Origin of the sequence: Kitasatospora sp. SUK 42 (assembly GCF_015776785.2) — a bacterium.
Lineage (GTDB): Bacteria > Actinomycetota > Actinomycetes > Streptomycetales > Streptomycetaceae > Kitasatospora.
Genome location: NZ_LFMD02000006.1, coordinates 637 through 10,488, shown reverse-complemented (window position 1 = coordinate 10,488; position 9,852 = coordinate 637). Strand labels below are relative to the sequence as shown.

10 protein-coding genes and 1 pseudogene are annotated in these 9,852 nt (G+C 75.0%); all 11 read left to right on the top strand.

From position 1 onward, the window contains the following. Nucleotides 1-301: hypothetical protein (locus tag RZ50_RS21640; protein ID WP_217680716.1), on the top strand; the 301-nt coding region annotated here is incomplete at its 5' end. Nucleotides 302-399: 98 nt separating this feature from the next. Beyond that, nucleotides 400-825, top strand: a complete 426-nt coding sequence (locus RZ50_RS21635) for a phage tail protein (protein ID WP_196949715.1) — start codon at nucleotides 400-402, stop codon at nucleotides 823-825. Between the two features lie 63 nt (nucleotides 826-888). Further along, a complete protein-coding gene (locus RZ50_RS21630) occupies nucleotides 889-1,611 on the top strand; it encodes a LysM peptidoglycan-binding domain-containing protein (RefSeq protein ID WP_196949714.1) in 723 nt (240 codons plus the stop codon). Further along, on the top strand, nucleotides 1,608-3,386 hold the full coding sequence (locus RZ50_RS21625) for a VgrG-related protein (RefSeq protein WP_196949713.1): 1,779 nt from the start codon (nucleotides 1,608-1,610) through the stop codon (nucleotides 3,384-3,386). The genes RZ50_RS21630 and RZ50_RS21625 overlap by 4 nt, the downstream gene beginning before the upstream one ends. 73 nt (nucleotides 3,387-3,459) lie before the next feature. Continuing rightward, nucleotides 3,460-3,771 (top strand): PAAR domain-containing protein, encoded by a 312-nt coding sequence (locus RZ50_RS21620; protein WP_196949712.1) that lies wholly within the window; start codon nucleotides 3,460-3,462, stop codon nucleotides 3,769-3,771. Then, nucleotides 3,768-4,190 carry a GPW/gp25 family protein gene (locus RZ50_RS21615; protein ID WP_308272017.1) on the top strand — a complete coding sequence of 141 codons (423 nt, stop codon included), beginning with the start codon at nucleotides 3,768-3,770 and terminating at the stop codon, nucleotides 4,188-4,190. Before RZ50_RS21620 ends, RZ50_RS21615 begins: the two co-directional genes overlap by 4 nt. Continuing rightward, nucleotides 4,190-6,148 (top strand): putative baseplate assembly protein, encoded by a 1,959-nt coding sequence (locus RZ50_RS21610; RefSeq protein WP_196949711.1) that lies wholly within the window; start codon nucleotides 4,190-4,192, stop codon nucleotides 6,146-6,148. Before RZ50_RS21615 ends, RZ50_RS21610 begins: the two co-directional genes overlap by 1 nt. Then, entirely contained in the window at nucleotides 6,145-6,708 is a 564-nt protein-coding gene (locus RZ50_RS21605) for a phage tail protein (RefSeq protein WP_196949710.1), read from the top strand. Before RZ50_RS21610 ends, RZ50_RS21605 begins: the two co-directional genes overlap by 4 nt. 3 nt (nucleotides 6,709-6,711) lie before the next feature. Next, complete coding sequence (locus RZ50_RS21600; protein ID WP_217680715.1) at nucleotides 6,712-7,923, top strand: zinc ribbon domain-containing protein; 1,212 nt, start codon at nucleotides 6,712-6,714, stop codon at nucleotides 7,921-7,923. A gap of 100 nt (nucleotides 7,924-8,023) precedes the next feature. Next, nucleotides 8,024-8,485: a hypothetical protein gene (locus RZ50_RS21595; protein WP_196950642.1), complete on the top strand. Its 462-nt coding sequence runs from the start codon at nucleotides 8,024-8,026 to the stop codon at nucleotides 8,483-8,485. Nucleotides 8,486-8,737: 252 nt separating this feature from the next. After that, nucleotides 8,738-9,852 (top strand): annotated as a pseudogene (locus tag RZ50_RS21590) (ABC transporter permease); the annotation flags it as partial.

Here is a 9,852-nt window from a genome sequence, read left to right as displayed (position 1 = left end):
GCCGTCGCCCGCTACGGCGCGGCTGCTGCAACGGGTGGCCGAGCAGACGGGCCTGGTCGGGGTGCCGCTGACCGCCGTGCCGGCGCGCACTCCGACCACGGTGCAGGCCGCCCCGGCATCGCACCCGGCCCCGTCGTCCGCGAAGGACGCCGCCGGCGCACCGGCCGAGAGCGGCGGCAGCGGCGTCGCCGACCTCGACGAACTGGCCCGGCGCCTGGTCGAACCGGTCGGGCGGCTGCTGCGCACCGAACTGCGCAGGGGGAGGGAGCGCAGCGGCAGACCGTACGACGTGCGCCGCTGAGCGCGGATCAGGCGGCCGACCGGCGGCCGCAGCGACGTGACGTGAAGCGACGTGACGTGACCGGAAGTACGACCAGGAGCAGGAAGCGGACCGACCCGATGACCGACAACATCTTCGCGACCAGTGTGTTCTTCAGCCTGACCATCGGCGGCAACGACCTGGGCGAGTTCACCACCTGCTCGGGGCTCGGCGCCCAGGTGGAGATCGAGCAGTACGCGGAGGGTGGCAACAACGGCTTCGCCTGGCAGCTGCCGGGCCGCATCACCTGGTCGAACATCACGCTGACCCGCGCGGTCACCGCGGACACCACCAAGATCGCGCGCTGGCTGAGCGAGATCGTCCGGAAGGTCGAGCCGAAGGACGGGGAGATCGTGGCGCTGCGGCCCGACCTGAGCCGGATCGTCGGCTGGCAGGTGCTCGGGATCGTCCCGGTGCGGTGGGAGGGCCCGTCCTTCGACCCGTCCAGCTCCCAGGCCGCGATGGAGACCCTGGAGATCGCCCACGCGGGCCTGCGACCGTCCTGACGCCGAGCCGCTCGACCACCGACCCGCCCCACAGGCCGCCCGACCCGAGGAAGGAGCACCAGGATGTCCGCAGCGGTCCCCGCGAGCGTCACCCGGGCCCAACTGACCATCATGGAGCCCCCGTCCACGGTCGGCGCCCAGCCCGGCGGAGCGCTCGCGCGCCTCCCGCTCCAGTTCAACCCGGCGACCCTGGTGCTGCGCAAGACCACCGAGTGGCGGCGCACGCCGTCCCGGATGGCGGGCCAGTCCGCGCTGCCCGAGTTCGTCGGCAGCGGCCCGCGCTCGCTCTCGCTCGACGTGTTCCTGGACTCCACCGCGACCCACGACAACTCGGTGGAGCGGGCGGTGGAGCAGCTGATGACGGCGTGCGTGCCCACCCCGGCGAGCCTGGCGCGCAAGACGCCGGCCAGCCCGTGGATCCGGCTGGACTGGGGCACCCTGAAGACGACCTCGTTCAACGGGGTGCTGACCGGACTGTCGGTCACGTACACGCTGTTCGACGTGGACGGCAATCCGCTGCGGGCGGTCTGCTCGCTCACCATCGACGAGGCCAGCGTCGACCCGGCCGGCCAGAACCCGACCTCCGGTTCGCCGGAGGCCCGCAGCACCCACCGGGTGATCGCGGGCGACAGCCTGCCGCTGCTCGCCTGGCGCGCGTACGGGGACGCGACGGCCTGGCGCACCATCGCGGAGGCCAACGACCTGGAGGACCCGATGTCCCTGGTCCCCGGCGCGGAGCTGATCGTGCCGGGGATCGACGAACTCACCCAGGGCGGACGCCGATGACCACCCCCGAGGCCCGGGGCGGCCGCTCCTTCGCCGCGGATCCCGTCGTCGAGGCGCCGGGCCCGCTGCCGCCGGTCTGGGCGACCCAACTGGTCTCCTGCGACATCGAGGAGAGCGTCGGCCTGCCCGACACCGCGGTGCTCTCCTTCCGGGACGCGGACCACTCCTTCCTCGCCGCGACCGGGATCACCATCGGGACCAAACTGCGGGTGTCCGTGGTCACCGTGCAGGGGAACACCCGGGTGCGGCTGTTCACCGGCGAGGTGACGGCGCTGGAGCTGGAGGTGGACACCACCGGCTCGTACACCGTGGTGCGGGCCTCGGCGGTCACCCACCGGCTGATGCGCGGGCGCCGGGTGAAGGCCTTCCGGAACATGACGACCGCCGACATCGTCCGCGAGGTCGCCTCGGGCGCGGGCCTGGACTGCGGCCGGGTCGACTCCTTCCCGGTCGTCCACCAGCAGCTCTCCCAGGCGAACGTCCCGGACTGGGAGTTCCTCCAGTTCCTGGCGCAGGAGAGCGGCGCGCAGCTGCGGGTCGACGACGACGGGCGGCTGGAGTTCGTCCGGCCCGATCCCGCGTCCGGCGCGCCGGCCCCCTCCACCCCCGCGCCGCAGAACCCGATGGTCCTGGAGTACGGCCGCAACCTGCTGGAGCTGCGCGGCGTGCTGACCGGCGTCGCCGGCGCGGACACCGTCGAGGCGCGCGGCTGGAACGTCACCACCAAGAGCGCCCTGGTCGCCACCGAGCCGTCGGTGACCTCCCTGACGGTGCAGCCGGGGATGAGCCCCGCGGAGGTCGTCTCCGCCTTCCCCGGCCCGGCCCGGCTGACCGTCGCCGACACCCCGTACCGCACGCAGGCGGAGACGACCGCCGCGGCCCGGTCGCTGGCCGCCTCGGTGGCCGCCGGCTTCGGCGAGCTGGAGGCCGTCGTCGAGGGCAACCCGCGGCTGCGGGCGGGCAGCGCGGTCGCCCTGGGCAACGTCGGCGCCGCCTTCTCCGGCCGCTACACCGTCACCGGGGTGCGCCACCTGCTCGAACCGTTCCGCGGCTACCGCACCACCGTGGTGGTCAGCGCGGCGACCGACCGCTCGCTGGCCGGGCTGGTCACCGGCGGCAACGCGCCGCCGCGCGGGCCGCGGATGCCGGGCCTGGCCGTCGCGGTGGTCACCGACGTCCGGGAGCCGGGCGACGGGCAGCGCGGCTGGGTGCGGCTGAAGTTCCCCTGGCTGGACGACACCTACGTCTCCGACTGGGTGCGCACCGTGCAGTGGGGCGGCCACGGGGGCGGCGGGGTGGTCAGCCCCGAGGTCAACGACGAGGTGCTGGTCGGCTTCGAGCAGGGCGACCTGGACAGCCCCTACGTGCTGGGCGGGCTCTACAACGGCGTCGACCGGCCCTCGCCGCACGACGTGCCGCTGGTCGACGCGGCCGCCGGCAAGGTCAACCGCCGCTCCGTGGTCTCCCGTTCGGGCCACCGCCTGGAGCTGCTGGACGTGCCGGGCGGCCGCTCCGGCGTCCGGCTGGCCAGTGGGGACGGAAAGCTGGAGGTCAGCCTGGACCAGCAGCGCGGCGAGATCGTGCTGACCGTCCACGGCCTGGGCGGCGCGGCCGGCAGCACGGTGCGGCTCTCCTCCTCCGGCATCACCCTCGACGCGGGAACCGGGGAGGTGGACGTGCGCGGCGGATCGGTCACCGTCCGGGGCACGACGGCGGTCACCGTGGAAGGCGGAGCCGAGGCGGTGCTCAAGGCCGCCCTGGTGCGCATCAACTGACGGATCGTCAATCATGTTCAGCAGCAGAGGAGTGCCCTCGAACCGGAGGGCGCCATCGGAATGGAGACCGCACATGCCCCCCGCAGCCCGGACCGGCGACATGACCGATCACGGCGGCGCCATCACCACCCCGCCGCCGGGCGCCCTCAAGGTGGCGACCGTGCTGATCGGCGGCCGGCCCGCCGCGGTGGCCGGCAGCGTGCACGCCTGCGTCCCGCACGTGGAACTCGGCCCCGCCAACCTCATCGAGCCCTCCCTGGGCGGGGTGGCCGGGGGAGTGGTCCTGATCGGCGGGCTGCCCGCGGCCCGCATGGGGGACAAGACGACCTGCGGCGCCACCATCGTCGCCGGAGCGTTCAACGTGCTGATCGGAGGCGTGGCGTGACTGCGAACTTCATAGGCCGGGGCTGGGCCTTCCCGCTGCGGGTGAACGCCACCGGCGGCATCGGAATGGTCGACCGGGACCGGGAAATCGCCGAGGCCATCCGGCTCATCCTCGGCACCGCCCCCGGTGAACGGCCGATGCGCCCCGAATTCGGCTGCGGCATCCACGAGTACGTCTTCGCCCCCGGCGACAGCGCCACCGCCGGGCGGATCGCGCGCGAGGTGCGCATCGCACTGGAACGCTGGGAGCCGCGGATCGAGGTCGACGACGTCGTGATCGCCTTCGACAGCGTCGACGAGGGCACGCTCTACATCGACGTCCACTACACCGTGCGCGCCACCAACGACCGCCGCAACCTCGTCTTCCCCTTCTACACCATCCCGGAGTCCCCGGCCGCGGCGGACGGGGGCGCGAACTGATGGCACTGCCCTCCCCGAACCTGGACGACCGCCGCTTCCAGCAACTCGTCGACGAGGCCAAGCGCTACGTCCAGCAGCGCGCCCCGGAGTGGACCGACCACAACGTCTCCGACCCGGGCGTCACCCTCATCGAGACCTTCGCCTACCTGGTGGACCAGCTGCTCTACCGGCTGAACCGGGTACCGGAGAAGAACTACGTCGCCTTCCTCGACCTGCTGGGCATCCGGCTCTTCCCGCCCGCCGCGGCCCGGGCCGAGGTCGACTTCTGGCTCTCCGCCCCGCAGCCCGAACCGGTCCTGCTGCGGGCGGGCACCGAGGTCTCCACGCTGCGCACCGAGACCGACGACGCGGTGGTCTTCTCCACCACCGAGGACCTCCCGATCATCCCCAGCTCACTGGACCGGCTGGTCACCGTCTCCGCCGCCGGCGAGCAGTCCGACCGCACGAACCGGCTGGCCGACGGCGCGGACGTGCAGTGCTTCCAGGCCCGCCCGGTGGCCGGGGACGCCATGCTCTTCGCGCTGCCGGCCGTGGTGCCGCGGTGCATCCTGGTCGTCCGGCTGGACAGCCGGGTCGAGGGCGTCGGCGTCGACCCGCGCCAGCCGCCGCTGGCCTGGGAGGTGTGGGACGGCGCCCGCTGGATCGCCTGCGAGACCGGCGGCGACACCACCGGCGGCCTCAACCGGCCCGGTGAGGTGGTGGTGTTCGTACCCGCCGGCCACTCCGCCTCGGTGGTCGCCGGCCGCCGGGCCGGCTGGCTGCGCTGCCGGGTCACCGAGCCGCAGCCGGGCCAGCCGTTCTACTCCGAGTCGCCCACCATCCGCCGGGCCGAGGTGTTCACCATCGGCGGCACCGCGACCGTCGTCCACGCCCAGACCGTCACCGACGCGCCGCTCGGCTCCTCGGAGGGCGTCGCGGGCCAGCGCTTCCGGCTCGCCAGGCCGCCGGTCCTGCTCGACGGCGAGCCCCCGGTGGTGGAGGTCGCGGCCGGCGAGGGGTGGGAGCGGTGGACGGTCGTCGAGCACTTCGGCGACTCCGCGCCGACCGACCGGCACGTGGTGCTCGACGCCACCACCGGCGAGTTCCTCCTCCCGCCCGCCGTACGGGAACCCGACGGCACCCTGCGCTCCTTCGGCGCGGTGCCGCCCAAGGGCGCGCGGCTGCGCGTCCCGCACTACCGCACCGGCGGCGGGATCGCGGGCAACGTCGCCCGCGGCACGATCACCGTGCTGCGCAGCTCCGTCCCGTACATCGCCCGGGTGGACAACCGCGAGGCGGCCAGGGGCGGGGTCGACGGCGAGACCGTGGAGAACGCCAAGGCCCGCGCCCCGCACCAGCTGAGGTTGCAGGAACGCGCCGTCACCGCAGGGGACTTCGAGCTGATCGCCCGGCAGGCCGCGCCGTCCGCCGCCCGGATCAGCTGCGTGCCCGCCGGCGGCGGGGAGGCGGGCGCGGTACGGGTCCTGGTCGTCCCCGACGCGGTCGCGGACGACGGCGACCGGCTGCGGTTCGAGCAGCTGATCCCCGACGAGCAGGTGCTGGCCGCCGTCGCCACGGCCCTCGACGAGCGGCGGCTGATCGGCACCCGGATCCTGGTGCAGCCCCCCGCCTACCAGGGCGTGACGGTGGTCGCCCGGCTCACCACCCGCGCCACCGACCCCGACCGGGTCCGCGAGGCGGTGCTCGCCGCGCTGTACCGGTACCTCAGCCCGCTGCGCGGCGGCGCGGACGGCTCCGGCTGGCCGTTCGGCCGGGCGGTGCAGTACGGGGAGGTGTTCGCCGTCCTCCAGCGGGTGGCCGACGTCGCGGGGGTCGAGGAGCTGCGGCTCTTCCCGGCCGACCCGATCACCGGCCGCCGGGGCGCCCCGGCCGAGCGGATCGAGGTGCCGCCGGACGCCCTGGTCTTCTCCCACCAGCACCAGATCGTGGTCACCGCGGGGGAGGACGTCCGGTCATGACCCGTGCCGCGATCCCCGGACTGCCCAGTCCGCACCCGATCGGCGAGCAGCTCCCCGCGCTCTTCGCCGACGACGACCTCGCCCAGCGGTTCACGGCCGGCCTGGACACCGTCCTCGCCCCGGTCTTCGCCACCCTGGACAGCCTGCCCGCGTACTTCCAACCGCGCCTCGCGCCGGCCGACTTCCTCGACTGGCTGGCGTCCTGGGTCGCGGTGGAGGTCGACCCGGCCTGGCCGGTGGAGGTGCGCCGCGCGGTGGTCGAACGCGCGGTGGAACTGCACCGCTGGCGCGGCACCCGGCGCGGACTCGCCGAGCGGCTGCGGCTGGTGCTGGGCGCCGGCGCCGAGATCGTGGACGGCGGCGGCGCCTCCTGGACCACCGCCCCCGGCGCCGCCCCGCCGCCCGCGTCGAGCGGCGAGGTGCTGGTCCGGGTCTGGCCGCTGCGCGGTCCGGCGCTGGACGAGGAGCAGGTACTGGCCGTCGTCAGGACGGGCTGCCCGGTCCACCTGACCTGCCGGGTGGAGATCCTGCCCGGCCCACCCGGGCGAGCGGAGGACTGACGGATGCCGGTGTGCCCCGACTGCGGAACGGTCAACGGGGAGGGGGACGACTTCTGCGGCAACTGCGGCGCCTACCTCGGCTGGTCGCGCGGCGCCGCCGCGCCGCCCGTCGAACCCGTGCCTGCGGAGCCCGTGCCCGCTCAGCCCGCGCCCGCGAAGGCCGCGCCCGCGAAGGCCGCGCCCGCGAAGGCCGCGCCCGCGAAGGCCGCGCCCGCCAAGGCCGAGCCCGCGAAGCGAGCTCCCGCGAAGCCCGCCCCTGCCGAGCCTGCGAAAGCCGAGCCCGCGAAGACCGAATCCGCGAAAACCGAATCCGCCCCCGCCGAGCGGCCGACCGCGCCCGCCGAGGAGCCCCCGCCCGCCGTCAAGCCCCAGCGGCCGGCCCCCGCTCCCACCCCTGCCCGTGTCCCCGCCCCCACCCCCGCACCGCAGGCCGACCCGGTGGCCGTACAGCCCGCCAAGCCCATCGCGCCCCGCCCCGTGGTCCGCCAGTCCACGGCCGACGACGGCGCCCAGGACGGCCCGCCGTGCCCCCGGTGCGGCACGCCCAACCTGCCCGACCGGAAGTTCTGCCGTCGCTGTGCGGCCCCGCTGACCGTCACCGCGCCCCCGCCGAAGCTGCCCTGGTGGCGCACCCGTTGGCCGTTCCGCCGCCGGGTGAGGATCGGCGGCTCGGGCAACGCGCTGCGCCGCACCATCGCGCTGCTCGTGCTCGTCGCGCTGGTGGTCGCGGCGGTCCTGCTGTACCCGACCGGCAGGAACGTCTACGAGGACGTGATGGACAAGCTCGGCAGCACCGCGCCGATCACCCCGAGCGTGACCTCGGCGAGCGCCGCCGTCGAGGGCCACCCCGCCACCGCGGCCGACGACGGCCTCACCAACACCTACTGGGGAGCCCCCGCGATCGGGGACTCCATCACCTTCGGCTTCCGCTCGCCGTTCCGGCTGGTGGACCTGATCATCCACACCGGCGGCTCCGCGGACCCGCAGCACTTCCACGAGCAGGCCCGCCCCCTCGTCCTGTCCCTGGAGGTCACCGCCTCGGACGGCGAAGTGCACCGGAAGCAGGTCACGTTGAACGACCAGCCGGGCCCGCAGACCGTGGCGACCGGGATCAGCGACGTCGTCCAGGTGAAGCTCACCGTCCGGGAGGCGGCCGGGACCGCCCCCGGCCGCGCCATCGCCCTGGCCGAGGTGGAGTTCTTCAAACGCACCTGAGCACCCCGAAGCGAACCCGGGCACCGTACGTGCCGCGCCCTTGCCGTCCGGGGGCGAGCCCGCTTCGATGGCAGACCGGACCGACGAGAGGGGCGCTGCTGTGCGTGAGGTGTGGTTCGACGACGTCCTGAAGCACCTGCGGGCGCTGCTGGCCGCGGTTCCGCCGCTGGTCGAGGACCGCCGGAAGCGCCGGATCGCCCCCGAGGGGATCAGCGGCCTGCTGGAGTGGACGCTGCCGTGGGGCGTGGACGACGGCACCGGCAACGTCCGGCTCACCCTCGTCGACGTTCCCTCCGGCTGGGGGAAGCCGGTGCGGGTCCGGGTCGTGGTGGCCGCCGACGCGAAGTCCTTCGGTGAACTGCCGGGCGGCGGGGCCCCGGTCCTGCCGCGCTACGACGAGCGGGCCCGCAGGCCGCTGTGGACGCCCGGGTCCGCCGACCTCGCCCGCCAGATGGCGCGCCACCTGCTGGAGCACGTGGACGGGGACGCCGGCTCGCTCCGGGCGGAGGCGGGTGGCGCGGTGAGCTTCACGGTCGTGGTCTGCGAGGCACGGACGGCCTGACCACCGCGAAGGCCCTTCCGGCAACGGCCCGGCCGCCGATCCGATCAGGTTCGGCGGGCGGGCCGTCGCCGTGCCCGTGGGCCGAAGCCGCTTGAACCCGACCGGGCCGGCTCCCGTTGAGTGAGGCAGGAGCCGAGACCGAATTGGTACAGACCACATGTCGGTTGCCGTGATAGAACCTCAATTCCCTGACGCGACCGGGGTTGTGGGACACGCGCGGCCGGGTGTGGCAGGTGTCGAGGGGGGAAACGGATGGTACTGGCGGCGATCAGGCGCCGACTCGCGCGGCGCGGGCTGGTGCTGGCGGCCGCGGCCGTGAGCATCCTGGTGGCGACCGCGGTGCTGTCCGCGGTGGCCGGACTGGCCCGGTCGGCCGCCACCGCGGGGGTGCGCCAACGGCTCGCCGCCGACGCCGGACGCTCGGTCGAGGTCTCCGCGCGCTGGGCCGCGCAAGGGCTGCCCGGAGCCGAACGGGCGGTGCACGCGGCACTGGTCCGGACGATGGACGGCACCCCGTTCCGCGCCGAGAGCGCGCTGCGCTCCACCGGCGCCGTCAGCCTGACGCTGCCGCCCGCCGGACGCCAGCGGGCCACCGACACCACGCTCTCCGGGCTCCCGGTGGCCCTGCCGGACCCGGGGCGGTACGCCCGGCTGCGCAGCGGCAGTTGGCCCAACGCCGAGCCTTCCGCCTCGGCTTCCACCCCCGCATCCACCCCCGCCTCCGCCTCCGCTGACGCCGGCGGGTTGCGCGTCGCGCTCCCCGAGACCGACGCCGACCGGCTCGGCCTCGGCCCCGGCAGCACCGTGACCGTTCGCGACCCCTACGTCGACGCGCCGCTCACGCTCACCGTGACCGGCGTCTACCGCCCCGACCCGGCCTCCGCCGCACTCTGGGCCGGCCTCGGCGGGCCCGACGCCGCCGGCCGCGCCCTCATGCTGGTCGACGGCGCCCAGCTGACCGCGCTGCCCACGCTCGGCAGCCACACCCTGGCCGTCTGGCTGGCGCTGCCCGACACCGGCGGCCTGAGTCTGTCCGAACTCGCCGCGCTGCGCGGCCGGGTGGCCGCCTTCGCCGGCAGCGACACCGCCCACTCGGTCTACCGGGGAGCAGCCCCGGCGCTGACCGACACCACGGTGCGCAGCGCGCTGCCCGGCGCGGTCGACAGCCAGGTGCTGCCGGTCCTGACGGCCAGGTCCGAGATCGCCGTGCCGCTCGCCCTGATCGCCGTACTCGCCGCGGTGGTCCTCGTCCTGACGGCCCGGCGGCTGGCCGACGCGCTCGCCGTCGAGCAGGCGCTCCAGCGCTCCCGGAGGCGCGGAAAATCTTGTAAGAGCTCGGCGCGGCTGGTCGCGGCGGCGGCCGGGGA